The sequence below is a fragment of the Neobacillus sp. FW104-15D2 genome (assembly GCF_058790155.1).
Map to the genome: position 1 here is coordinate 1 of NZ_JBYTCJ010000005.1, position 25260 is coordinate 25260.

Genomic DNA, 25260 nt, shown 5'->3' on the forward strand with positions numbered 1-25260 from the left:
GGCTATTTCCGAAGGCTTGCCCTCACTGATTTGTTGGATCTGTTTCTTTGAATATTTCATTTGCATCACCAGCTTTCCAGGTTTTTGGAAGTTGGCGATAAGTACCCGTTTTTTTTAAAAGCTAAACATTTAAGAACCTAAGCAGTTACAACGAATCTTAAAAAAGAGAACGCAGAATTTGTCCTTGTTTGGCATAGCGGTGATAGCAAAGATTACTATAAGAAAAAATGGAGATGTTAATAGAAAAGAGCTAATGGAATAATTTTCCAGTTAATTTAATGGATAAATTTACTAGGGCATGAAATGTAATTGTAACACAGGTGATATCTTCCTGTTAAATAAATCTTGTAAATTAGGTTTAGAAGAAAACAACAGGGGGAATACAACAATGTTAAAGAAACTTTTATCTATCGGAATTCTTGCCGCTACCCTTGCCACTGGAACATCAACTCTATTACCACATAAAAGTGAAGCCGCGTATTATCATACAAAAGCAATTGCTGTCGCTAAATCAAATCTGGGTGTTCATTATGTTTGGGGCGGTATAACTCCAAGAGGCTTTGACTGCTCAGGACTTGTAAAATACTCTTATGCGAAGGCTGGAAAAACACTTCCTCGTACCGCTGCCGACATGTATGCAAAAGGAACTAGAGTCAGTAGTCTAGCAGTCGGTGATTTAATGTTCTTTGCTCCTAATAGAGCTTCAAGACCAACACACGTTGCGATCTACATGGGAAGCGGTAAAATGATTCAAGCTGCAACTTCTCACGGAGTTTCCATCGCATCTACTAGCAATACATACTGGAAGCCTCGCTATATCGGCGCTAAAAGAATATAATCCTACTTAACCAGGCAGAGAGAAATCTCTGCTTTTCTTATTTTTAATTTAATAAATTTATATAGGTGCGTTGATTCAAGAAGGATTAACGCTTTATTTTAATAGTTTTTTCTTATTCAATGGATCGCTGTGTCAATTTTTTATTCGACTACCGTGGCTGGTGTGCGGCCGAGCCTAGGGCGTATCATATAACGGGTGGGATTCCCGTCGAGTAAGAACTAGCCATTGCTCGTAGCGAGTCTTGGACGGCTAAAGGTAACTTTAGTCTTTAAGCGTAGACAGTTAGGTAGCGGCCCGAAAGCCAAATGGTTGAAGGGATTGAGTTCCATAGTGCGATAATGGTGGTCAATGGTTTAGGTATTACAAAGAAAATGCATCTGACAACATTTATGAAATTGTAGCGAATGAAGTCTTAAACCATCTATATTACGCTGAAGAACATCAAGCGATTTAACTATCCAACTGATCAACGGTGTTTAACTGGTTGAATACTGGCTGGAAACACTGGATAAAAAGGTGTATTCATTGAGCAGTGAATTGGTGTAGACCCGGCTGGGAGTATTCCTTTCAATAGAAAAGTTAGAAAACAGCACAAAAAGGGAAGCTTTTCTTTAGATTTAGCACCCCTTTTTTTGGTGATGAGTAAGTATTGCCCTTGTAGGCGGCATACTCAGCTTCTTTCATTATAAAATGTGAAGCACATTCCTGCCTTAACATTTTTCGTGTAACTTAATAATTTTTGTCAAACCGAGAAGAACTTAATAGCTATATTTATGATTCAACTCATTATACATTTTCCGATGATTATTTAAGGAATCTTTTTCATATTCGCTCGTTTCCCTCTTATCATTTTCATCCCGTTTATTTTTATCTTTTTGGAATGAAAACTTACCATCAACAACCCCTTCTATATTAAATGTATTCGCGAAAGATTTATCCTCAGATGAATTTGGCTCTAGGAATAGCAGATATTGATTCTGTTTCTCCATTAATTGGTATCCACTAACACTGAACAATTGATCTGATTTATCGTCTTTTGCTGCTGTTTCTAAAATAGTAATATTCCCATCTTTTTCAATAACTTTGCCTGTTTTATTTTTGAAAACCTTATTGATTTTAAAGTCCGATAAAGTAAAGAAATAGTTCATATAACCCTCGTCATCTCTATCAATAATAGTTTTTTCATTGGTTTTTGTACCAATAACAATCAGTGGAGAATATGAGTTCATTTCATCAAGAGAATTAAAAGATTTCCCAGCTTTTGCCTCGGTTATTACTATGTTGCTCTTAGATTCTTGAAAAAATTTATATCCTACAAAGGCGCTTATCAGCAAAACAAAAGCCAATATGATTTTTTTCATTTAACTTCCCCCTAAAATTAAAACCTTATGGATTATATATTGCTTTTATCCCATTCCAATCATCTGTGGTTGGATCTTCATTGTCTATCCAGCCGGTTGCTACCATAATAGACCATACATAATTTTCATGATAAAGCCCTAAAGAATGTCCCATTTCATGTGTAATGGTTTCATATCTATGTACTTCCGATAATTTCGCATAATCTGGATCATTTATAATAATTTTCACTCTGTACTGATTACAGTAGTAGCCAGCCTGACACATACTCCCATCAGATTTATATTTTGTAGTTGTTGCATAATACCCGCCTAAATCATTTTCATCAGAAGATGCAATAGTTGTTTTATTTCCATTGTTTGTACTTCCTGAACTCTTGTATACATATATGTATGAAGACGGATTCCAAGCTCTTGCACCATAATCAGCATATTTTGTATAGCCTTCGTTAATAGTTGATTGGTCTACATAATATGTTAAGTCATTTGGTGTTGACCAAAAATCCCCATTCAAGACATAGGCAAAGATAATTTTAGGACTAAAAAACCCTACTGCCGTGAAAAGGATTAATAGAATTGCATAACTTTTTTCAACTTTACAATGCCTCCTAATTTATATAAAAAACAATTTAAGCATAATTAAAAGGATGATTGTTTGTCTATTGCATTTTTTCATTTTTTTAGAAGTTACATTGGGAAATATTCAAGAGAAAAAAGAACTTTTATTAACAATAAGAAACACATAAATAAAAATATCCTAAGAACAAACCTTTTTCTGACTTGTCTATGTTGGGATAATTAATAGACATATTATAAGGAACGTCCTCGCTCAGCCCAAGGAAGAGGTAATGATCGTTCTAAAGGTAACTTTAAACCAAGAGAAACCTTTGAAGATAAAATGTCTCAATTCTTAAAGAGAAGTGAAGAGAGCTTAACTTCTCTAAAACGTAATACTGAAGGAAAACGAGGTGGAAGAGGAGGAAGACGTGGTTAACTTGCTGCGTTTTCCATTTCTTCAACTTAATAGATAAAGGTGAGCCTATAAACTGGATTGCCTTCTTTATTGTGTTGTTATGATTCTTTATGGTTACTAAGAAATAAGATAAACTTATAATGTTAAACATGCAAAGAGATTCAAAAAATATCAAGAGAATTGGAAATACCTCAAGTTTTCTTAAAAGACCGTTTTGATAAGAAGAAAGTTCCAGAATTAAGGACTCAATGACCAGGTGTATTACCAACGACAGGTAGTGCACCTGTTTTTTATAATTAGAGGTTATTTATTGGGCTGGCAAGCCTGTTTTTTTTGCAGCGACTTCTGCACAAATCCTCTGCAAAACTATGAACTTTTATTTTGCATTAAACAAACGGTCCACAACAATCCCAGCTGTATGCTCGATTGTACCATCAAGCAAGAAAAGAGATATATGATCAATGGATGTAAGGGACTGTTTGAAAAGGATAACTATTAGTATAATATAAATTAACGCTTTGATAAACTTGGTAGTAAAAACGTCTAAACCCTTGGTATATATGGGTTTGGACGTTTTTTTATATTGAATCATTAGTAAGGTGAAGAAGGATTAACGCTTTTTGTATAGAAGTTCTTAAGTAAAAAAAGGAGTAGGTTGATTTAACAAGGATTCTCCGGAAAGAAAGAAAGGAGTAATAAATGATTATAAGGCAAATGATTGAAGAAGACATACCTCAACTTGAACAATTATATAGACAGTTTTGGGGCGAAGAATCTTGTATTAAAAGTATGAAAAAACAGTTTAATAAACTACACAAAAAAGATAGCCACATATTTATCAGTGCCATTGAAAATACCAAATTAATCGGTTCGGTTATGGGAGTAATATGTGAGGAACTATATGGGGATTGTAAGCCTTTTTTAGTTCTTGAAAACATGATAGTAGATAAAAGCTATAGGGAAAAAGGGATAGGGAAAGTTTTAATATCCGAACTTGAGAAAATTGCTACCAAAAGGGATTGCTCTCAAGTGATATTGGTAACTGAAAGAAATAGAGTGGAAGCTGTAAAGTTTTATGAGTCAGTAGGATATAGTTCCCAAACTCATTTAGGTTTTAAAAAGAAGCTTAATTAAAAGGGTTTTATGTTGCAGAACAGGCTGTCAACAAAGGCAGACTTTTTTATTCAGCTAACGCGGGCTTATGTTAAAAATGGGATGGTTGCGGCTATTCCGTTTTCTTATTGTGCTAAAGGGCAGGTTAATGCAATATGGATTTTCTGACAATTAAAACATAAAGTTTGGTGAACCTTACCATTAGCAGAGAAAAAGCACAATTCCAATGTACGGAGGAATTGTGCTTTATAACCTAATAGAAACTTCTGTTCCGTCTTTAAGGCTTGTTTCAACCAACAGTAAACCTCTTTGCTTTGAAAGTTCCCTTAGCAAAGGCTTCAAATCATGTCTGTTTATATTAGGAATTTGAAATTTTTTCTTTGCCTTTTTTTCAATTGCACGATTTACAAGCATCAGGATTCGCTTGGAAGTGAGGATTCCGATGAAAAGATGTAAAAAACCATACGGGACTGGAATAATAAATCGTCTGGATTTTACTTTTATTTTTATCTTCATCATATTACTCAATTATAACCAGTACTTTGTCACCTTTTGCTGAGGTAACATCTACAATTTGTCCGTCCAATTCATTTTCAATAGCTTCAATTAAAAGTTCAACGTCGATATCCTTTACATACTTTTCGGATTCGGGAATCATTTTAGCAATATTGGTTCCTACCTTTAATACAGCATTTATGAGTTTTATTGGCAGATTAACATTTACATTGTCACCATCTTCAGAAGTAACACGGATTTTTAGCATTTTGTTTAAGTAGGAGTTTGAGGCCCGTTTATTTACATCGACCTGATTACCCTTTTCTTGCAGTACTTCGATTAATTCAGCAGCCTTCTCTTTGGTCAACTTACCTTCTTCAACCATTGTTAAAACTCTTGAAATTTCGTTACTCATTTAAGATTCCTCCCCATTTAATATCCCAATAGCTTCTTCGGCTGTTATTTCGCCTTTTTCCAGCATTAAAATTATTTTTTTTCGATCAATTTTTTCAACTTTCTTAGTGGTGGAATATCCAAGAGAAGAGATAATGTCATCTAATTTCCCACGTACGGTGGGATAGGATACTCCAAGTTCTTTTTCAACTTCTTTAATGTTTCCACGGCACTTTAGAAAAGTTTCAATAAAACTAAGCTGTTCCTTGCTTAGAGTTGCAAAATTAGAGAGTTCAAATTCATTTTCAATTGTGGTATGACAATGAGTACACTGTAGCTTTGTGATTTTTAATTGCTTACTACAAACGGGACACACTGATATAAGAGGATAAGCCATAATTCCCTCCTTCATTATTTATAATTCAATCATACATCAGCCGATTAAGAAAATAAATAATTAAATTAAAAAAATAAAAATAAAACAAAATAAATTAAATATATTTAACTTCAACCTTAAATAATTTGATTAATGATGGAGTATACAGGCTTTAAGGAGCAATTGTTGTGAAGTTTGTGAAACATTACACTTAAACTATAGAATGAGTTGATCTAGGAAGGACTAACTGCCTTTTTTTGACTTCCTAATTGAAGAAACGGGCAGCATTCCTGTAATAAAGAAAAATGAGGTTTGAATAAAAAAAAGCCCCTTGGTAAGATATGAGTGTCCAAAGCTTGGAGGCAAAAAGGACAAACATAATTACCAGGAGGCTATTTAAATGAATTATAACCAAAAATCAAATTACTTCTCAAACATTAATTATAGGCGTTGATTTGCTAAATACAAGCATGGCGCAAGAGTCCAAAATTTTAAAGGTTTAGAATTTTCGGCAAGCTTTATACTTTGAAAATACGAATTCTAGCTTTAATTGTTTCATAGTGTGGATTAAAAAGTTAATGGATCAAAACAAAATGGAAAAAGTGATTGTAGGCATGGAGCCGACAGGTTACTATTGGCTTAATTTAGCTCACTACCTTATGGGGGAAAATATCAAGTTTGTAGTTGTTAATCCTATGCATGAAAAGAAGAGTAAAGAGTTAGATGATAATTCTCCATCTAAAAATGATGTAAAGCCATAGTTGGTCAAAGACGGGAGATATGCTGAACCTAATATTCCACAAGGAGTATATGCAGAACTTCGTGTGGCTAGAAAAATACGTGATCTTCTATCTGTTGATTTTCAAGCAGTTCAAGGGTAAGTCCATAATTGGATAGAGTGGGCGAACCGTTTAGCTGACGGGGTCAAAGCCCCACGGTCAGTTACATTCTACCCTGGCTACTGATATAATAAGACAAAAATAAATATGGCAGAAATATTTAGCATTCTGATTAACCTTATAATACAAACGTGGCAGTTTAGTTCAAGAAGACATCCTTATGTTTGTAAAAAATATGGTACACTAAAATTCTAATCTATATCGTTGAATTTTAAATGAGAAGACGATATTTTCTACCGTTCGGCATTAATGTTTGTTCAGAAAAATGGAGGAATGTTAAGTGCAAATAAAAATCGCTGATCTTATTATGCTTAACACCCTGTTTATTTTGCTTTATGTTATTAGGTATCCTTTTAAGGAAGAGGTGCTAAATAATTCATATTTCAACATAATAACGACTTTTGTAATTTTATCAGTGACTATAAGCTTTTTTAATTTTTGGATGAAAAAGAATCTATTTATGCAAACGAAAGCAACTTTAAACCAAATAGTTGCTGGTACAGTTTGTTTTATTGCTCTCACTGCAATCGGGGTTCTTATTCAACTAATCCTTAATTAGTTATTAAACTAATGCCCCCGGTAGCAATTATTGGAATAGCTTCTATCGGTTGGTACAAGCTTATTGCATCATACGCCAGCTATTATTGAAGGGGATACTTTGTTAATTACAGTTGTGGGTGGCATTATCCTTGGATTTGGGATGGGTTAGCCTTGAGTAATGACGGTGCATTACAGTAGGACGTCTATTATCATTGCTATAAAAAGGTCGGACTTTTTCGAATTTGATTTTATACTATTTCTTTGTTATAATAAACTGTTTGTAACATATCGAGGAGGCACATTATTTTAATGTCAATAGAAATAGGAAGTAAGGTACAAGGGAAAGTAACTGGTATCACTAATTTTGGAGCATTCGTAGAATTACCCGGAGGAACAACAGGTCTTGTGCATATCAGTGAAGTTGCTGATAGCTATGTTAAAGATGTAAATGATCATCTGAAAATTGGCGATATGGTTGAAGTAAAAGTGTTAAGTGAGAAAGAAGGAAAGGTTGCTTTATCCATTAAGCAAACCGTAGATAAACCTGAAGGGCAATCTTCTTATAAGGAACGTCCTCGCTCAGCACAAGGGAGAGGGAATGATCGTTCTAAAGGTAACTTTAAACCAAGAGAAACCTTTGAAGATAAAATGTCTCAATTCTTAAAGAAAAGTGAAGAGAGCTTAACTTCTCTAAAACGTAATACTGAAGGAAAACGAGGTGGAAGAGGAGGAAGACGTGGTTAACTTGCTGCGTTTTCGTTTTCATTTTTTCATCTTAATAGATAAGGTGATCCTATAAACTGGATTACCTTCTTTATTGTGTTGTTATGATTCTTTATGGTTACAAAGAAATAAGATAACTTATAATGTTAAACATGCAAAGATATTCAAAAATTATCAAGAGAATTGGAAATACCTCAAGTTTTCTTAAAAGACCGTTTTGATGAAGTTCCTACAAACGGGCAGGATAGTTTAAGTAGAAATAGGAAATGTGCCCGAAAATAGAGTTGTACCTAATACATAGGTCAACTCTATTTTTCTTTGCAATGTTTTGGGAAATTTGATTGCGTTTGATAAGATAATTCTAATGCTAATAAATAAAAATCTCTCTTTAAATTTCAGTCCAAATGTAAGTTTTATAACATTGTTGATTTGCCTTCTTCTAAAGGTTGCTCATCAATTGACTTAGCCCCCATTTTCTCATAAAGGTATCGACCTTCATTTTCTCTGCCACAACTTTTACAATAGAATTTCTATATCCTCGTTCTCTTTTAAACACTTCAAATAAACCATTTAATAACTATTTTCCATAGCCTTTACCTTGATTTTTTTTTCAAAGTAAATCGCTGTGACCTCGCCGTCATAACCAGGATATTCTCCTACCTTCACACTTGCTCCTCTGCTAATTCAACCTGGGATTGTTAAACTTTATGAAGATGTTGCCATTGATGCTGAGAGCATTGCCCGAGCCTTTGCTTTTGCAATTGAACAACCTTCTAATAGTTGCAATACTTTTTATTTCTCCTTGGGATTTACTTTGATTCTTGGTCCTCCAAATTATTGGAGGAGCTTTTTTTTGGAAAATATTCAAAAAACATTGTTATTTTTAAGAAAGCAACATATACTACATTACAAGACTAATGTACTATGCCAGGGAGGGAGGAATAAGGGGTGATTCCCAATTTAGATGGAACAAAACCAATTTATATACAGATTTCAGAGTGGCTTGAGACAGAGATCCTGAATGGAAGCTTTGAAAGTGATCAGAAAATTTATTCTCAGTACCAGCTTGCTGAAATTTTTAATATCAATCCTGCTACAGCTGCAAAGGGTCTCAATATATTGGCCGACGAAAATATCCTATATAAAAAACGCGGACTGGGAATGTTCGTAACCACTAATGCACAGGAAATGATTCTTAACAAACGAAAAAGCCAAACCTTGAAGCGGCTTGTATTGGAAATTGTACAAGAAGCGGAACGTTTAAATGTTACCCGGGAAGAGTTAATTGAAATGATTGAAAAAGTAAACACAGGGGGAGAAGATGAATGAGTGTGATTGAATGTGTTGACCTCATGAAAGTCTATGGCCGGAGAAAAGCTTTGAACGGAATGTCGTTCAGCATAGAGGAAAATAAAATAACAGGACTGATTGGCCGGAATGGAGCTGGAAAAACCACCCTCCTGAAGATCATAGCTGGTTATTTAAAGGAAAGTTCAGGTGAAATAAAAGTGTTTGATGAGCGTCCATTTAACAATCTACTGGTATCGGCGAATCATATTTTCATTCATGATCAGCTTAGCCTTCCAGCCTCCTTAAACCTAAAGGAAATACTTGAAACTGCTAACCGATTTTACGCTAACTGGGACAAAGAACTTGCTAACCGACTATTCAATTATTTTTCATTCAACCCCACACAAAATTACTCCAGCCTTTCAAAAGGAAAGAAAAGCACCTTCAACATGATTCTCGGAGTATCCTCACGCTGCAGCTTAACAATTTTTGATGAACCAACAACTGGTATGGATGCAGCTGTTAGGAAGGATTTTTACAGAGTGCTTCTCAGAGACTACATTGATTATCCGCGTACCATTATTGTTTCAAGCCATCATTTAGAAGAGATTGAAGATTTACTAGAAGATATATTGCTCATTAATGAAGGGAAAGAACTGCTCCATATGCCCGTTGCGGAAATGGCAGAATGGGCAATCGGGCTGCAGGGAAAAACCTCTTCCATCAATGAATGGACGACTAATAGAGAGACCCTTTATACAAAGATCGTCGGTGACCGGACGTATATAGTTGTAAAAAATGATTTTTCAGAGCTGGAATTACAAAAATTCCAGGCTTCGGGGGTTGAAATGTCTCAGGTCGCATTAAGTGATCTATGTGTCTATTTAACAAGTAAAGCGAACGGGGGAATAGATGATGTCTTTAATAAGGCCTAACCTGATGTCTGTTGTAAAACAACAATTTTCCTTTAAATTGCAAGCGTATTCCCAGGTGTTTTTGTCATTAATTTTTATACAATTGTTAGGAATTCTCTTTTCTTTTGGCGGAGTTGGGGGAAGCGGAACAAGCAGCGATGAATTCGAATTAAATATCCACTTTTATTCAGCGGATATTATCATTGTTTTCACTATGTTATGGGGGTTTATCACGGCTATTTTAATCACGACAAAATCATACCGGAATGATGATTTCACTTTTGTAACAAATAGAATGAGCAGTAATCTCGCCAATTTCTTTTTTCTGCTTGTGATTAGTTTCCTTGGCGGTCTCACAGCAATTCTTTCTACTTCCTTAATCAAAGTGATTTTGTATTACTTTGTTAACTGGAAGCACCTCGACTTCCACAATTTAATGTTGGCACCTGAACACTTATTCCTTGCGATAGCAGCCACCACATTGTACATTTTCTTTTTTTGTGCCGCAGGGTATTTAGCAGGCACACTTATTCAAATTCATAAGTCCTTTGCCATTTTAATGCCCATTCTGTTTGTTGGGGTTTTGTTTATCGGCGGACTGAGAGGTAATACAAGCATAACAACAATCGTCTATAACTTTATTTTCAATGAGTCATCTTACTTTTTATTCTCTTTCAAAATGCTCATAATGGTAATTCTGCTTTTTTCAAGTGCTTTCGTTATGACTAACAGAAAGGAGGTCAGTTACTAATATGAGCTTAATCATAATACTCTTAATCGTGGCTATTATTTTTTGTATTGTAAAATTTTCTTCAAGCAGCAAAAGAAGAAATAATATCTCTAGTTACCGAGCCGGAAGGATATTGGGAGGATATGTCGTTCTTCTGCTTACTTGTACCTTAGTTGTTTCTAGTTTTCCCGCAATTGAAGGAGCAGAAATGAAAAGTGTCTATATTAAGGATGTGGAAAAACAAAGTGAAGAATTGCAGGAGGCAATTGCAGAAGGAAAATTGAATCAGTTAAATCCTCGATTCATTGGCAAAAAATGGAGCTTCCATTACACGGAGCAAAAACTTCTTGTTGAAACAGAAAACACCCTTGATACCCAGATCATTGTAGAAAGAAAAGATTCAAATGAGGATAACATAGATGTGGTATATTATCGATCGAAATCTACGATGAATAATACTGATATAACAAGTCTTAAAAATATGCCCAGAATGATTTTGGAAGGAAATACACTCACAATAAAAAAGCCGAAGAAATTCAAAATGGACTTTTACCAATTCCAAAATCCATTCCCGGTTGCGCAATTTAATAATGAACATCTTTTCAGTCACAATACTTCCTTTTACGGAGGATCCACTGTTTTATATCTGCATATTCCAAAAGATCTTGAAATTATTGATAAAACGAATAGAAGCATGGAGTTTGTTAAGTAGTGATTTATAAATCTTTTAAAATACGGTATTATTAAAAGAGTGATTTTTAGAAAAGGGGTTTTATCCATGGCTAGATTATTAGAGCCTGAAGAAATCGATGTAAATATTATCTATGACTTTAAAGAATTCCCTGATAAAAATAGCGGTCGCTGCGATAAATGTGGTAATACTCTTTTTAAAAGTTCAGTTAAAAATGGAATTTTCATGAGAGAATGCAGGCAATGCGGAATGAAGAAAAGTATCTAAAAACGAAATGCACCCAGGGAGGGTGCATTTTTTTCTGCGCAAATTTAAATGGTTATTTGCTCACTTTTCATTGTTGGTTCGGTCAACTTTCCTTCAAAAGCAGCTCTGTAAATCTCTCTAATATCATTCTCTTCTAAAGGATAAGGGCTTCTGGCAAGCAGCCTTTTTTGCTTAACTCCATCCTGGGTCAAGCTTTCAAGAGCAGATTCAGGAATATTAAAATCTGCCAGTGTTGCCGGGATGCCTACATCTTTTACTATCCGTTCTAATTCCTCCACGCATTTATAGGATGCTTCTTCTTCAGATAAGTAATTTGAGTTTCCTCCCAATGCATTCAGGACATCTGCCATTCTGGATGGGCAGCTGTTTCTTATGTAACCCATTACGTAGGGCAGCAGAACTGCGTTTGACTCTCCGTGTGCAAGATGGAATTGGCCTCCGAGTGGATAGGCAAGGGCATGGACACCTGCGACTCCTGCATTAAAAAAGGCGAGTCCCGCAATATAGCTTCCATGGCTCATATCAATCCTGGCCTGTTTGTTGCTTCCGTCTTCTACTGCTTTTCGTAGCGAACGAGCAATCAGCCGGATCGCCTGAAGAGCTAGACCGTCAGAAGTCGGGCTCGCATTGACTGACAAATAGGCCTCTACCGCATGTGTCAACGCATCAATACCTGTAGCAGCGGTAATACGAGGAGGGACTGTCACAGTAAGCTCTGGATCAACAATCGCGACATCCGCAAGCAAATTATCGTGAGTAACGACATCTTTGGTTGTTTCAAGCGAAAGAACAGAAATGTTGGTCACTTCAGAACCAGTTCCTGATGTAGTAGGAATAAGGATTTTAGGAAGTCCTTTTTTCTCCACCTTTTTGGTTCCTGTTAAGTTTAAATAATCTGCAGCAGGACCTTCATGAACAGCTAAGACCGCGGCAAGCTTAGCTAAATCTAAAGCACTTCCGCCGCCTACGCCAATCACCATTTCAAATCCACCATCTCTTGTAAAAGAGACCAGCTTTTCGCCAATTTCGAGCGGTGGTTCCGGAACAACGTCCGTATAAACTGTCACCTGGTATCCATGTTCTTTTAAAGGAACAGTAACCCGTTCGACAAGGCCAATTTTCGCAAGCATTGGATCAGTTACAACAAGTATTTTTCTAGGTTCATATTTTTCCACCTCAGGGACCAGCTGCTCAAGCGAACCCCAGCCAGTATAGCTAAGTGGCGGAAAAACCAATTTTGAAAAACTCATATATCTTCCTCCTAAGTGGATTTGCTATAGCGCTTTCACTTATATTTTACCTGAATCTTCCGTAAGCTTAAAGCAGAGCAGCTTAATCTTACGGAACTGGAAAAATAATGAAGGAAGAAATTCTTATTTGTTGAATAATTAATAGGGAGTTTAACTATGGGATTATTAAACTGGTAAATGAATAGAGTTTGTCCTCTAGAGGCTCTATTAATAGCTTATTAGACATCATTTGGATTCTTATTATGTTTATTGGACTTTCTCCTCAAAAAATACACGCCGATTGTTCTCAATAGGGCTTATTAAACTCATATGACAACAAAATTAACTGTTTTTCCTGAGATTTGCTTACTGTTGACAAATATTTATGGACATGTAAAAAGGGTTTTTATTAATAAAAAAAAGAGGTAGATAAAATGAAAGTAAAATTGGAACTTGTTACAAGAAACAATTGGGAAGATGCGCTGAAACTGCGTATTAAGGATTCCCAATGCAAATTTACCCCGGAAGTGGCAGTATCCCTTGCTAAGGTATATATCAAACCTGATGGAGATAACGTTGAGTATATTCCTTTTGCCATTTATGCCCATGACACCTTGGTCGGATTTATCATGCATGCTTATGAAGAAGATACAACGAATATGTATTGGATTAACGGTCTTTTGATTGATGAAAAATATCAGGGAAAAGGATATGGCAAAGCAGCAATGCTCGAAATCATTCATTGGATAAAAACGAAATTTCCCCAGTGCAAGGAAATTCGGTTAACTGTTAATAAGGACAACGAGGTTGCTCGCAAACTTTATAAAAATTTAGGATTTCTTCCAACCAGTGAGGTATTGGGAGAAGAGGATGTTTTCTATCTTCCAGTGGGGAGGGTGTAATCATGTTAATAAAACCAAAACGGCTCCAGCTAGGAGATGCAGTTGCAACCCTTAGTCCTTCTTGGGGAGGTGCTGGCAATCCAGATCTTCGTTGGCGTTACCAGAATGATCATACAGAAACAGTCGTAATGAAGGTTAGCATAGGCTCGTTTACTGACGCTGTGGCGATCGGTTTAAAAAAGGACCAAAATATTTGGAAATTGGATATCCCTTCTATTACAGAATAAGAAGGGTGTGAAGCGTTATTATATTTTTTATAAATGGAAAGTTGAAAGTTCGACAGCTGGAAAAAAAGATAATTATCTGCTTGCAAAATGGCTTTCAGACCCAACTGTTCTGGAATTTTATGAAGGAAGAAACAATCCTTTTAGTATTGAAAAAGTAAATAGCGTCTTTTATAAATCCGATCGAGGGCAAGTAAGATGTATTATTGATTATGAAGGCCGTGAAATTGGTTATATTCAATTTTACTTATTAGATGAAGAAATGAAAAAAGTATATGGTTATTCACAACAAGAAACGATTTATGGAACGGACCAGTTTATAGGTGAACCAGAGCATTGGAATAAAGGTGTTGGAACCTTACTTGTTTCGTCAATGGTTCAATTCCTAATCAAACAGAAAAAAGCTGACCGAGTAGTGTTGGATCCCCAAGTACGAAATGTAAGAGCAATCAAGTGCTATGAGAAATGCGGATTTAAAAAGGTGAAAATGCTCCTAAAACAAGAGCTGCATGAAGGCGTACTTCAGGATTGCTGGCTGATTGAGTACCATAATAAATAGTTTCTTTCCATACGAACTGATTTATTCAATTTGTATAATTGCTGATTAGTTAGAAAAACTAAACTCAAAAGTAATTAAGGGGTTTAGTGATGAAAATAATGAAACCTATTCAGATAAGCGCTAAAAAGTTAAGCCCTGATCAAAAATTAACTGCCGCGGAAATGGGGAAACTTTGGGCTACATATGTCGGGAACAGTATGTCAAATCAGATTTTAAAATATTTTATTAAGCATGTAGACGACAAAGACATTAAACTGCTTCTTCAAAATGGATTAAGTCTAAGTGAAGACTTTATGTCCAAAATAGAGGGGTTCATGAAGGGTGAAAACATCCCAGTACCTATAGGCTTTACCGAAAACGATGTTAATCTTGAAGCTCCACGTTTGTATCAGGATGATTTTTATGTGCACTATTTGAAATATGCTTGTAAAGCGGGGATGAGCCTTTACGCAGTCGCTATTCCCTTAGTCCTGAGGGAGGATATTAGAGAGTTTTTTGTAAGATGTAATGAATGTACAGTGGTTTTTTTAGGCCAGATTAATAATGTTTTAATTGGAAAAGGCTTAATCATCAAAGCCCCTGAAATTCCGATTCCAGAAAGAGTTGATTTTGTAAAAAAACAAAGTTATTTAAATGGCTTTATAGGGGATATACGGCCGCTTCATGCATTAGAAATAACCCATCTATATGATAATATTGAGAGCAATGCGACAAGCAAAGCATTATTAATAGGATTCACTCAGGTAGCAAAAAATGAAAAGGTACGTGATTTATTTAAACGTGGTTTAAATATCACCGACAAAATCATTGAGCAATGCAGTGAAAAGATGAATCACCAGGGACTGCCTTCTCCTACGTTGCTCGATCACTTAGTCACCACTTCATCCTTCTCGCCTTTTTCTGATAAACTCATGTTATTTCATAAAGTAGATATGTTCTCCATAAAGATTAGGGCGTTTGGCAACTCAATGGCCGTGAACGGGAGAAAAGATATAGGTTTTCTATACGCAAAATCCCTAATGAATGTATCTTTGTTTGTAGAAGACGGAGCTAATATTTTGATTGATCATGGCTGGATGGAGGAACCTCCAAAAGCCGCTGATCGAGCGAAACTTGATTAAAACAAGAAAAGCGCAAGCGCCCATTCAGCGAAGCAACTACCTGAACAAACTTCCTGTAACGGTTTCTCTGAATAAACGACATGCAGCTTTGCTACGAGTTGAACTTAACCTTCTTTGAAAAAGCTGTGGCGCAGGAGCACTTGAGTTCGATGTTGACTTATCGTAGGGAGAAGCGGGATGGACACAAGCTGCACCAAGTATCACCTAATGTCATACTTGATGCAAGATACTCAAGGAAGCTTTACAGAGATGAAAACTCGCTGGGCGCTGGAGCTAGACAATTAAATGTAAACTTTATACTCTTTATTAATGAAAAAAGCTGCTGTTAACAGCTTTTTTCTTTTGTTATTAAAACATTAAGGCCTTCTAAAAACCATTATGACCTAGTGAATGGAAGACTGAGTTTGGGAATAATTACTCCCCGTGCCTCGGCAAATTTTCGCCATTAATATTGGGTTAAAGTATTTAGGCCATTTTATGTGTTACTTTTACAAATTCTTGGAATTTTATGATAGTATGATAGAAGAATAGCTTGGAATTTTTATTCATTCAGTACATAATTAGACAATATTTTCAAGGATTTTACATTCATGTTAAACAGGGGGAGGCAATAAAGGTGAACTTATCAACAAAAAAAAATAAGAATAAGAATCACTTGCCTGCAAGATTGAATTTTCTTTTCTTCGTCGTATTTATATTGTTTTCTGCACTGATTTTGCGGTTGGGAATCGTCCAGATTGTTTATGGTGAAACCTACAAAAATGAGATTAACAAACAAGAGGTCGTACCCGTTAATTCATCTGTCCCACGCGGGCGTATTTTTGATACCAACGGGAAGCTGATTGTAGGCAATAAACCATTAAAGGCTATTACCTATACACGGGCAAACAATGTGGATCAAAAAGAGATGTTAAGCACCGCAGCTAAATTAGCAGATCTCATAAGTAAAGATACGGAAGAGGACTTTAAAGCAATTACCAAAAGGGATAGGGAAGACTTCTGGATTATCAAACATCCAAATGAAGCAAAGGCCAAAATAACCAAAGAAGATGAAAAAAAATTAAAGAAAAAAGATTTAGATACGAAAGAATACAATAAAGAAATCTACGATCTAACCAGAAAAAGAATAACGGAACAGGAGTTAAATTCTTTTTCAAAGCAGGAATTAGAAGTGCTTGCTATATTCCGTGAAATGTCGAGTGCAACCGCCTTAATTCCTCATACGATTAAAAATAAAGATGTTACCGATGAAGAGTATGCTATCGTAAGCCAAAACCTGGATTATTTGCCTGGCGTGGATGCAACTACAGATTGGGATCGGGATTATGTATTAAAAGAGCAGGATGGAAATAGTACTTTAAGCTCTATTCTGGGTAAAGTGACAAGCTCGAAAGAGGGTCTACCGAAGGATAAGTTAGATTTTTTTATGGCTGAAGGATATAGCAGAAATGACCGTGTAGGCAAGAGCTATCTGGAACAACAGTATGAAGATGTGCTGCAGGGCCAAAAGGAAATGGTCAAAAATGTTACTGACAAATCAGGTAATGTTATAGATTCAGAGGTAATCAAAAAAGGAGAGAGCGGCAAGGATTTAGTTTTATCTATAGATGTCGACCTGCAAAAGAAAGTCGAAGCCATTATTCAGGATAAGCTTGGAAAATTTAAGATTGGCCAGCCTTACATGGACAGAACCATGGTCTCGGTCATGAATCCGAAGACAGGTGAACTGCTCGCCATGGCTGGCAAACAATATGTAAAGGATCCTGAAACAGGAAAAACAAGCATAAATGATTTTGCTCTTGGCAATATGACAACCTCCTATTCAATGGGATCGGTTGTTAAGGGTGCCACAGTATTAACAGGATACCAAACGGGAGCAATAAGTCCGAACACCTATCAATATGACCAGCCATTAAAGTTTAAAGGCACACAGGTGAAAAAATCCTGGAATACGTCTGGTTTTGGTAATATTAATGATTTATATGCGCTAAAAAGATCATCAAACGTCTACATGTTCTTAACGGCCATGAAAATTGGCGGACAGCAGCAATACGTGAGGGAGGCCCCGCTGCGTATCAATAAAGTGGCCGCCATCAACAAATTAAGAAACAATTTTGCCCAATTTGGATTAGGGGTTAAAACGGGCATTGATCTGCCAGGAGAAATGTCTGGATATGGAGCTGGGCAAATACCGCAAGAGGCCGGTAAAGTGCTTGACTTTGCCATTGGACAATATGACACCTATACACCTTTGCAGCTTGTGCAATATGTTTCTACAATCGCAAACGGCGGCTACCGTCTCCAGCCACACTTAGTAAAAGAAATTCGAGAGCCAGATTTTAGTTCAAATCAATTGGGGCCAGTTTTTCAGCAAATTCAGCCTAAAGTCCTTAATAAAATTGATATGAAGGAAGAATGGATTAACCGTGTTCAAGAAGGATTCAGACTGGTTGTAAATGACCCGCAGGGCACAGGATACGGAACCATTAAAAATAAACAATACAAGATTGCTGGGAAGACAGGAACAGCCCAGGCATTATACGACGGACCATTACCTATTCACCCAATGACCTGGGACGTAACCTTTGTGGGATATGCACCTTACGACAATCCTGAAATCGCCCTTTCTGTAGTTGTTCCTTGGTCTACTACGGACAAAACACATGTTAACTTAGAAATCGCCGACGAAGTATTTAAAGCGTACTTTGAACTAAAGGCACAAAGGCAAAAACAAAAATAAAATTTTTAAATGAGCTGTCGTTGGGCAGCTCATTTTACTATCCAGGGGTGGAGATATGCCAGAATTTCTTATCATTATGGGCTTTATAATATTGGCCATTATAGTGCTTTCTTTATTATTTCAGGGATATACCTACTTGATTTCAGTTAGGAATATATTAAAAAACATAGAAAATAAGCTGGATCAACTCATTAAGCAAAATGGAGGGAGAGTAACCGTTGAACAGGAGCCAAAAGATGTTTAAGTTTAGAAGAACACTCAGGTTGAGGGATTTGGAGATCTTTATGGCTTTCAAGAACAACATTTCATTGGGATATATGGTCATTGAGGATTTGCGGAGACCTCTTATGTTAGAGGATATTGGAACGACCTTTCAGTACATGGAGAAAGAGGATATTGGTGTCTGCAACAATATCATCAAAGTGGACATCATTTCGGATGAACCCCTATCGCAGGAAGATAGCGTGATGATTGAGACATTTGCTGATGGGTTAGTGGATTTAAAGGATAATTGCGCTTCATATTACAACTATAAAGTGGATTTGAAGTTGTTTGAGGAAATGCCATTAACAGAAGATGTTCCTTTTTACCAAACTTTATTAAAATCAATCGGCTCAAACTTCGACATTTCTAAACTGGATTTAACCAAATTGATGTATTTATCGCAAGATTAGAATTTGGTTCTCACTCCTTTTTCATTCCCTTAGTTTTATAAGGGATAGGTATAAAACTTCTTCCAAACAGCAAAAAACCCTTCAAATTATAAGATCACAAAAAAGGTAACCTTGGCTCTCTTTTTTGTTTCAAACTTTTCCCAACATAGAATTAATTCTAATTTACTTTTTTAACTAACGTTTATCTACAAAGCGGTACAAATATTGATTTGGGAAGTAGTCGCTTATGATGATCGCGAAAAAAACAGAAGCATGGGAATTGGAAAGGTGCTTTTGAAGGAATTATTAGGCTGGACAGAAAAAACCCCCTTCATTGAAAAGGTAAGTTTAGGAGTATTTTCAACCAACCAACGTGCAATATCCTTATATAAAAGTATGGGATTTATTGAAGAAGGCCGTAAAATTAAAGAACTCAAATTAAGCGATAAAGAATATGTGGATGATATTCTTATGTCTAAGTTTGTGAAGTAACTTGCCGAAAAGGCTGCATGAGGAGTATCCCACCTTTTTTTAATAAAAGTAAAAGGGGATAAAATATGGGCAGTTTATTTTATATTTTGATCGTTTTTTTTCTTTTAATATTGTTTGTAATATCCTTTGCTCTTTTTATTAGAAGAATGCTTATTCATTCAAACACCAGAAATCACAGCAATAAAAGCATTGAGGAAAAGCTTGATCGAATAATTGAACTCTTAGAAAAAAATAATTGATAGAGGGTTTGAGATAAAATGCTAAATTAGACCTAGAGTGGATACAGAAACAATAAAGAGGTGGAGTGATTGAGGAAATTTTATATTCTAATAGCTGCATTTTTTGAAATCGTCATATTCATTGTTAGCAGTAAACTCGCTGCAAATTATTTTGCTTCTCAAACTGATCTTAATCCAAAAAGCATTTCCTTACTTACTTTATTGTTTATGGTCTTTATTATTTTGGGATTTTCTTTATGTGCTGCCGTTGTGGTAATTTTTCAAAGAAAAAAGGTGAATAAACAAAATAAAAGCTAATCAGCATAGTCTGATTAGCTTTGTTCTTTATTATTTTCTTCAGAAGATACGTGTTCAAATAGTTGAGAAATATAACCTTTTAATTCAAATCCTTCTTCACTAGTAAACTCTGTTAATGAAATTTTTTCTTTTCTCATTTGAAATCACCTCTATAAGTATTTTTGTTCTTGGTTTGTATATTCCCCGTTTAAAAACTTTTAATCATGCAAAAATTAGAAGTTTAATAAATTAATACCATACCATCCACCATTTAAATTTTTAAAAATAGAAGAATGAGGGTATACAGAGCATAGACAAAAGTTAAGCAGGTGAACGAATGACAACAAGAATAGCAAAAGTTTTAGTAATAGTAGTTTTTGTTTTGGCTGGATTCGGCCCAGGAGCGAGCGCCGCATTCGCAGATACAAATAATAAAAAAGTCATCCTTATTTCTTTTGATGGAATGAGAAATGATTTGATGAGGAGATATGTAAAAGAAAACAAGCTTCCTCATATAAAGAAGGTGTTTAAAAAAGGGACAATTGCAAAGTATTCTACAACGATCAGCCCTTCACTGACGGCACCGTCCCATGCAGCCATCGCAACAGGAGCAAGTCCGCTTAAAACCTCTGTCGTCAGTAATGTATGGCAACAGTCAGGAGCTTCTTTGACAAATAAGAAGGACGCATTTTTAACTAGGCCAGAGGTTGATCCTCTTTGGCTAGAAGCAAAACAGCAAGGAAAAACAACAGCAACGATTGCGTTTCCGGGGGCAGTGCCTCAAAAAGGAAAAGAGGCAGACTACACGGTTTATTATGGAGAAACATGGTCCCCTAGCAATAATGATAAACTCACGTTCAGAAAAGCATCAAACTGGAGGAATACTCCGAAAAGCTTTAGTCCTGCAAAGGATACTGAACTCCATATTGAGATGAAAAATGAAAAAAATCAAACTTACTTTATTTTGGCGATTGATACAACAGACGACCAAAAGATTAATTATGATAAATTCATTGTTTCTAAAAAGAAAGAACTTAATCAAGATGATAACGCAATAAAGTCAGGGAAATGGGGTTCAATTAGCATCCCAGTAAAGGATGGTGAAACTGCCGGGTTCTGGTACCGTTTCTCCCAAGGTGATGAGAAATTAGAAAAGGAAACGGAAATGTATAGAACGCCTGTTACTTCCGGCCGGATTGATGGACCCGATCATTTTAAAAAAGAAGTAAAGGACCGTTTTGGATTTTTTCCAGTGGAAGCTGATGACACTGCTTTTGAAAAAGGTTGGATTACAAGGAAGGAGTATGAGCAAATTTCTGAAAGATTCGTAGATTGGGTTACGGATGTTTCGCTTTTTATTAAAAAAGAGTACAACCCAGATGTGGTTATGTTATATGCTCCTCAAATTGACCATCAAGAGCATCTCTATTTAATGACCGATCCACGCCAGCCTGGATACTCTCCTGAAAAATCAAAAAAGTATCAGAACTATATTGAATGGTCCTATAAAGTTGCAGATAAAGTGGTTGGCAAAACAGAAAAGTCTCTTGATAAGAATGATAACTTGTTCATTGTTTCGGATCACGGAATGGAACCTGCGCATTCCATGCTTGAGCCTAACAAGGTCCTCAAAGACGCGGGCCTTCTAGTTTTGGATGACAAGGGGAATGTTGATTTGAAAAAAACAAAGGCGATTGCCATTCCGAGCGGTTCTGCTGCCCATGTATACATTAATCTTGAATCAAGAGAAAAATCCGGCATTGTTCCTAAACAGGATTATGAGAAGGTAAGAGATGAGGTTATTAAAGCCTTTAAAGACAAAAAAATAAAAAGAACTGAAGGCACAAAAGTAGTATCACATTATGCCAAAGAAATGTGGGACAGCCTTACAAATGAAGGGTTGACACTTTCATCTATTAAAGAAGATACCAAGGACATGACGGGTTACATTAAAAACAGACAGGTTCATCCATATGAAGAAGTAAGGATTCTTCATAAAAATGAAAAAGCGATAAGGAAGGACACTCATGAAGGGGACATCCTGTTGATGGCAGCACCTGGTTATATAATGGGGAACGGTGCCTCCGAATCAGTAACACCTTCACCTGAACTTGGAACTCATGGAGGAAATCCAGAAAGAGAGAAACTTAAAGCTGTCTTTATGGCAGCAGGTTCCGATATTGAAAAAGGTAAACAAATTAAACCTGTTTCTAATTTAGATATTGCACCTACAATATATAATCTCCTAGGTCTAAAAACACCTTCATTTGTAGAGGGGAAAAGGATTAAGGGATTAAGAGATAAATAGATTAATGAACGATTCAGGTAAAACTGAATCGTTTTTTTGATCCTGGAATTATTTTTATACTTACAGGGCATACCCCACAAGGTAATTAGGTTGGTTTTCTTTATTTTTCTTTCATTTTTTTTAAAAAAATAAAAGAAAATTTAACGTTTTAGTTAAAAAAGAGATTTCTTTTTTATGCCTGGATCTAAAAATGATATAAATTACTAAATTTTTCTCCAAAATACCTCCCAAACATTTCATTAATGCACGTTTCTGCTTAAGTAATGCACGAATTCATCCAGCAAATGCACGTTTCTACAACGGTAATGCACGAATTCATCCAGCAAATGCACGTTTCTACAACGGTAATGCACGAGTTCATCCATAAATGCACAAGTTCCATCCACAAATACAGAAAATAAAAAGGCAACCGAACCAACAGGCTATCCTGAATTCCCAACTTTTCTATTGACCATAAACAAAAGAAAATGACCAGCACCCCGCTGCAAATTCTGCAGCGGGGTGTTTTTATTAAACCCCTAAGCCCCACCAATCCAGGTATAGACGATAAAATTACCGTTGGCTTTTTAGAAAATAAAAGGGGAGAAGCCTTGGAGAAGTGGCTTATAAGAACGCAGAGTTTATCACCTGGAATAAAACAAACCCCCTCAGTTTACTGAGGGGGTTTGTTTACATATCCTGATTAACTGTTTTCTGTTCCTGCTTTGCTGGCCAGAAAGCATATTTGCCAATCCAAACGGTAAGTGCCGGTACTAAAAAAGGACGGACAATAAAGGTATCAAGTAAAACACCAAGCGCTGTGATGGTTCCGAATTGGACAAGGATTTGAATTGGAAGGGTAGCCAGAACAGCAAAGGTTCCTGCCAGAATCAAACCTGCAGAGGTGATGACTGAACCTGTTTCAGCAACGCCATCTCTTACTGCCTCTGCGAGAGGGACCCGGCGGGCTTTTTTCCAGATGCTCGAAATCATAAAGATGTTGTAGTCTTCGCCTAATGCCACGATAAAGACAAAGGCATACAAAGGAATGAATCCCTGGATTGCCTGTACATCAAACAGATAATGAAGGACAATCCATCCCAAACCAAGTGCACTGAAAAAGGATAGCAGCACGGTCGCTATCAGGTAAACCATGGCGACAATCGAACGCAGATAAATGAACAACAAAACGGCAATCATTACGATGATTACGGGTATTACAACACTTTCATCTCGGTGGGTTGTTTCCCTGGTGTCATATTGTTGTGCTGTTTGGCCTGATACCCACACATTTTTTGTGGAACTTCCGGCATCTTTGAGGGACGCTTGTGCTGCTTTTTTAATGGCTGGTATCTGATCCATGACCTTATTGGAGTATGGATTTTCCTTAAGTTCAACGTCATAGGATAAAAGGTTCTTATTGTTCTTTCCCGTTTTCGGCTCTGACACCTTTGATACAAAGGAGAGTGCCTTCAAATTTTCCCCGGCGTTTACTTCTTTTCCTTCTGTATCAATCATAACCTGAACAGGTGCTAACTGACCCGGAGTAAAATGATCTGAAATAATTTTGAAACCTTCTCTTGACGGCATATCCTTTGGAAAGGAGGAAAGTGTGTCAAAGGTATAGGAAATTTGGCTCGCCGAAAAAGCAAAAACACCTAACACGACTGTTGTGATAATCGCAATCATTTTAGGATGTTTAGAAATAAACTCGCCTAAAAAAGTGCCAATTTTGTGCTTTGCCTTTGCAGCGGGAACTGGTTTTCCTTTGCGCAGGGCACGTTCTTTTATCATTTCCTCTGTTCTTGGAATGAAAGGGAAAAAAGAAATCCTGCCGAAAATCCCCAGAAGAGCAGGGACCAAAGTTAAGCTGGCAATCATCATAATAAAGATGGATAAGCTAAACGGAATCGCAAAGCGCTGAATAGAACCATAATGAGCGAGAAGGAGTGCTAATAATGAAAACACAACCGTCAGGCCACTCATAGCAATTGCTCCGGAAGAACCTCCCAAAGCACTTTTTAAAGCAGTCATTTTGCTTTCTTCTTCCTGTAAAACACTTCTGAATCGAGCAATCAAGAATAAACAATAATCGGTTCCGGCTCCAAAAAGAAGAACAGTCATGATTGAAAGCCCTTGAGAATCAAACGTTACCCAGCCTTCCTTACCTGCAGCTCCAAGTATTGGGTTAATTACCCCATAAGCAAATCCTACTGCGACTAAGGGTACCAAAGCCAGGATAGGGGAACGATAGATAGCGAGAAGGAAAACCAGAACCAAAAGCACAGTTGCAAACAGAAGTTTAAAATCACCCTGTGAAAAAAGCGCTGTGGCATCCACTTCAATACCAACAGGGCCAGTGACTCTAAACAGCAGACTGTCTTTATTTGAAAGTGAGACTTTTAACGGATTTTTATCAAATTGGGAAGCTGCTAATTTATCTAACTGATCAATACTTTTATTCAATTCCTCCGTGCTTGCCTTTTTATCAAACAAAATTGGATAGATGAATGTGGTTCCATCCTTTGATAGCTGCTGTTTTAGTGCAGGCAGGGGCAGCTTATGAAATGGAGGTGCCTCTGTCTGATAGGGCATAGGGTCTGTGGTTATTTTTTCAGCAAAGCCCTGAATGGCCTTTAAGTCTTCATCGGTTATTCCTGTACCGTGATACCAGGTAAGTAGTGCGGGTTTCCCTGTTCCGGAAGGAAATTCTTTTTCCGCAAGCTCTTGAGCTGCAACGGAAGGCTGCTTATTTTTTAAATTAGCTGCCAGATTATTCTCCTGTGAGTTTGCCTGTGGAAAAATGGTATTTAGCAAGCCTACCACCACAATCCAGATGGCAAGAGTAATCCATTTTCCCCGTTTCCCACCGACAGAATTTGAGTATTTTCCCAAGAAGCCTTTTTTTATTTTTCCCTCTCCTTTAACTTATCAAGTG

Annotated in this window: 26 protein-coding genes and 5 pseudogenes; 23 read left to right on the plus strand and 8 right to left on the minus strand. The window is 36.5% G+C overall.

What is annotated here, in order from left to right:
* Positions 1-388: 388 nt before the first annotated feature.
* Positions 389-838, plus strand: a complete 450-nt coding sequence (locus tag AC3WR0_RS05595; protein WP_492551382.1) for a C40 family peptidase — start codon at positions 389-391, stop codon at positions 836-838.
* 758 nt (positions 839-1596) lie between these two features.
* On the opposite strand, the gene AC3WR0_RS05600 is transcribed toward AC3WR0_RS05595, so the two are convergent.
* Both AC3WR0_RS05600 and AC3WR0_RS05605 read right to left on the minus strand, forming a co-directional pair.
* Positions 1597-2199, minus strand: a complete 603-nt coding sequence (locus AC3WR0_RS05600) for a hypothetical protein (protein ID WP_492551383.1) — start codon at positions 2197-2199, stop codon at positions 1597-1599.
* A 25-nt stretch (positions 2200-2224) separates the two neighbouring features.
* The gene (locus tag AC3WR0_RS05605) at positions 2225-2710 is read right to left on the minus strand and encodes a matrixin family metalloprotease (RefSeq protein ID WP_492551384.1); all 486 of its coding nucleotides are present in this window, start codon (positions 2708-2710) and stop codon (positions 2225-2227) included.
* Between the two features lie 300 nt (positions 2711-3010).
* On the opposite strand from AC3WR0_RS05605, the pseudogene AC3WR0_RS05610 reads away from it, so the two are divergent.
* Both AC3WR0_RS05610 and AC3WR0_RS05615 read left to right on the plus strand, forming a co-directional pair.
* Positions 3011-3190, plus strand: a pseudogene (locus tag AC3WR0_RS05610) (RNA-binding protein S1); the annotation flags it as partial.
* 678 nt (positions 3191-3868) lie between these two features.
* Positions 3869-4303, plus strand: a complete 435-nt coding sequence (locus AC3WR0_RS05615) for a GNAT family N-acetyltransferase (protein ID WP_492551385.1) — start codon at positions 3869-3871, stop codon at positions 4301-4303.
* A 225-nt stretch (positions 4304-4528) separates the two neighbouring features.
* On the opposite strand, the gene AC3WR0_RS05620 is transcribed toward AC3WR0_RS05615, so the two are convergent.
* Genes AC3WR0_RS05620 through AC3WR0_RS05630 form a run of 3 tightly spaced genes read right to left on the minus strand, consistent with a single transcriptional unit; the run spans position 4529 to position 5567 of the window.
* Positions 4529-4798 (minus strand): hypothetical protein, encoded by a 270-nt coding sequence (locus tag AC3WR0_RS05620; RefSeq protein WP_492551386.1) that lies wholly within the window; start codon positions 4796-4798, stop codon positions 4529-4531.
* A gap of 4 nt (positions 4799-4802) precedes the next feature.
* A complete protein-coding gene (locus AC3WR0_RS05625) occupies positions 4803-5192 on the minus strand; it encodes an SHOCT-like domain-containing protein (protein WP_027323052.1) in 390 nt (129 codons plus the stop codon).
* The gene (locus tag AC3WR0_RS05630; RefSeq protein ID WP_492551387.1) at positions 5193-5567 is read right to left on the minus strand and encodes a DUF2089 domain-containing protein; all 375 of its coding nucleotides are present in this window, start codon (positions 5565-5567) and stop codon (positions 5193-5195) included.
* Positions 5568-5946: 379 nt separating this feature from the next.
* On the opposite strand from AC3WR0_RS05630, the pseudogene AC3WR0_RS05635 reads away from it, so the two are divergent.
* From AC3WR0_RS05635 to AC3WR0_RS05675, 9 genes and pseudogenes are all read left to right on the plus strand, one after another.
* A pseudogene (locus tag AC3WR0_RS05635) lies at positions 5947-6424 on the plus strand (IS110 family transposase); the annotation flags it as partial.
* A gap of 301 nt (positions 6425-6725) precedes the next feature.
* On the plus strand, positions 6726-7004 hold the full coding sequence (locus AC3WR0_RS05640; protein WP_492551388.1) for a hypothetical protein: 279 nt from the start codon (positions 6726-6728) through the stop codon (positions 7002-7004).
* Positions 7005-7046: 42 nt separating this feature from the next.
* Positions 7047-7177 (plus strand): annotated as a pseudogene (locus AC3WR0_RS05645) (YitT family protein); the annotation flags it as partial.
* A 117-nt stretch (positions 7178-7294) separates the two neighbouring features.
* Positions 7295-7729 carry a S1 domain-containing RNA-binding protein gene (locus AC3WR0_RS05650; protein ID WP_492551389.1) on the plus strand — a complete coding sequence of 145 codons (435 nt, stop codon included), beginning with the start codon at positions 7295-7297 and terminating at the stop codon, positions 7727-7729.
* 927 nt (positions 7730-8656) lie between these two features.
* Entirely contained in the window at positions 8657-9037 is a 381-nt protein-coding gene (locus tag AC3WR0_RS05655) for a GntR family transcriptional regulator (protein WP_492551390.1), read from the plus strand.
* Positions 9034-9933, plus strand: a complete 900-nt coding sequence (locus AC3WR0_RS05660) for an ATP-binding cassette domain-containing protein (RefSeq protein ID WP_492551391.1) — start codon at positions 9034-9036, stop codon at positions 9931-9933. Before AC3WR0_RS05655 ends, AC3WR0_RS05660 begins: the two co-directional genes overlap by 4 nt.
* Positions 9911-10663, plus strand: coding sequence for a hypothetical protein (locus AC3WR0_RS05665; protein ID WP_492551392.1), 753 nt, complete (start codon positions 9911-9913; stop codon positions 10661-10663). Before AC3WR0_RS05660 ends, AC3WR0_RS05665 begins: the two co-directional genes overlap by 23 nt.
* Before the next feature lies 1 nt (position 10664).
* Positions 10665-11354: a hypothetical protein gene (locus tag AC3WR0_RS05670; protein WP_492551393.1), complete on the plus strand. Its 690-nt coding sequence runs from the start codon at positions 10665-10667 to the stop codon at positions 11352-11354.
* A gap of 66 nt (positions 11355-11420) precedes the next feature.
* Positions 11421-11600 (plus strand): DUF8096 family protein, encoded by a 180-nt coding sequence (locus AC3WR0_RS05675; RefSeq protein WP_492551394.1) that lies wholly within the window; start codon positions 11421-11423, stop codon positions 11598-11600.
* Positions 11601-11644: 44 nt separating this feature from the next.
* Here AC3WR0_RS05675 and AC3WR0_RS05680 read toward each other — a convergent pair whose 3' ends face one another.
* Positions 11645-12850, minus strand: a complete 1206-nt coding sequence (locus tag AC3WR0_RS05680) for an iron-containing alcohol dehydrogenase (RefSeq protein WP_492551395.1) — start codon at positions 12848-12850, stop codon at positions 11645-11647.
* Between the two features lie 413 nt (positions 12851-13263).
* Here AC3WR0_RS05680 and AC3WR0_RS05685 point away from each other — a divergent pair, with 413 nt between their 5' ends.
* The 10 genes and pseudogenes from AC3WR0_RS05685 (at position 13264) to AC3WR0_RS05730 (ending at position 20056) form a co-directional block, all read left to right on the plus strand.
* Positions 13264-13731, plus strand: coding sequence for a GNAT family N-acetyltransferase (locus AC3WR0_RS05685; protein WP_492551396.1), 468 nt, complete (start codon positions 13264-13266; stop codon positions 13729-13731).
* A gap of 2 nt (positions 13732-13733) precedes the next feature.
* Positions 13734-13958: a hypothetical protein gene (locus AC3WR0_RS05690; RefSeq protein WP_492551573.1), complete on the plus strand. Its 225-nt coding sequence runs from the start codon at positions 13734-13736 to the stop codon at positions 13956-13958.
* A gap of 20 nt (positions 13959-13978) precedes the next feature.
* Positions 13979-14514 (plus strand): annotated as a pseudogene (locus tag AC3WR0_RS05695) (GNAT family N-acetyltransferase).
* 89 nt (positions 14515-14603) lie between these two features.
* Positions 14604-15635 (plus strand): DUF3231 family protein, encoded by a 1032-nt coding sequence (locus tag AC3WR0_RS05700; protein WP_492551397.1) that lies wholly within the window; start codon positions 14604-14606, stop codon positions 15633-15635.
* A 616-nt stretch (positions 15636-16251) separates the two neighbouring features.
* Complete coding sequence (locus tag AC3WR0_RS05705; protein ID WP_492551398.1) at positions 16252-18375, plus strand: peptidoglycan D,D-transpeptidase FtsI family protein; 2124 nt, start codon at positions 16252-16254, stop codon at positions 18373-18375.
* 55 nt (positions 18376-18430) lie between these two features.
* Positions 18431-18619, plus strand: coding sequence for a hypothetical protein (locus tag AC3WR0_RS05710; protein ID WP_492551399.1), 189 nt, complete (start codon positions 18431-18433; stop codon positions 18617-18619).
* A 40-nt stretch (positions 18620-18659) separates the two neighbouring features.
* Positions 18660-19049: a hypothetical protein gene (locus tag AC3WR0_RS05715; RefSeq protein WP_492551400.1), complete on the plus strand. Its 390-nt coding sequence runs from the start codon at positions 18660-18662 to the stop codon at positions 19047-19049.
* Positions 19050-19295: 246 nt separating this feature from the next.
* Positions 19296-19520, plus strand: a pseudogene (locus AC3WR0_RS05720) (GNAT family N-acetyltransferase); the annotation flags it as partial.
* Between the two features lie 65 nt (positions 19521-19585).
* Positions 19586-19759 (plus strand): DUF4083 domain-containing protein, encoded by a 174-nt coding sequence (locus AC3WR0_RS05725; RefSeq protein ID WP_492551401.1) that lies wholly within the window; start codon positions 19586-19588, stop codon positions 19757-19759.
* A 69-nt stretch (positions 19760-19828) separates the two neighbouring features.
* Positions 19829-20056, plus strand: coding sequence for a hypothetical protein (locus AC3WR0_RS05730; RefSeq protein ID WP_492551402.1), 228 nt, complete (start codon positions 19829-19831; stop codon positions 20054-20056).
* Positions 20057-20070: 14 nt separating this feature from the next.
* On the opposite strand, the gene AC3WR0_RS05735 is transcribed toward AC3WR0_RS05730, so the two are convergent.
* Positions 20071-20193 carry a hypothetical protein gene (locus AC3WR0_RS05735; protein ID WP_492551403.1) on the minus strand — a complete coding sequence of 41 codons (123 nt, stop codon included), beginning with the start codon at positions 20191-20193 and terminating at the stop codon, positions 20071-20073.
* A gap of 179 nt (positions 20194-20372) precedes the next feature.
* Here AC3WR0_RS05735 and AC3WR0_RS05740 point away from each other — a divergent pair, with 179 nt between their 5' ends.
* Positions 20373-22343: an alkaline phosphatase family protein gene (locus tag AC3WR0_RS05740; protein WP_492551404.1), complete on the plus strand. Its 1971-nt coding sequence runs from the start codon at positions 20373-20375 to the stop codon at positions 22341-22343.
* 669 nt (positions 22344-23012) lie between these two features.
* Here the strand turns inward: AC3WR0_RS05740 and AC3WR0_RS05745 are convergent.
* Positions 23013-25217 (minus strand): MMPL family transporter, encoded by a 2205-nt coding sequence (locus AC3WR0_RS05745; protein WP_492551405.1) that lies wholly within the window; start codon positions 25215-25217, stop codon positions 23013-23015.
* Positions 25218-25260: the final 43 nt, after the last annotated feature.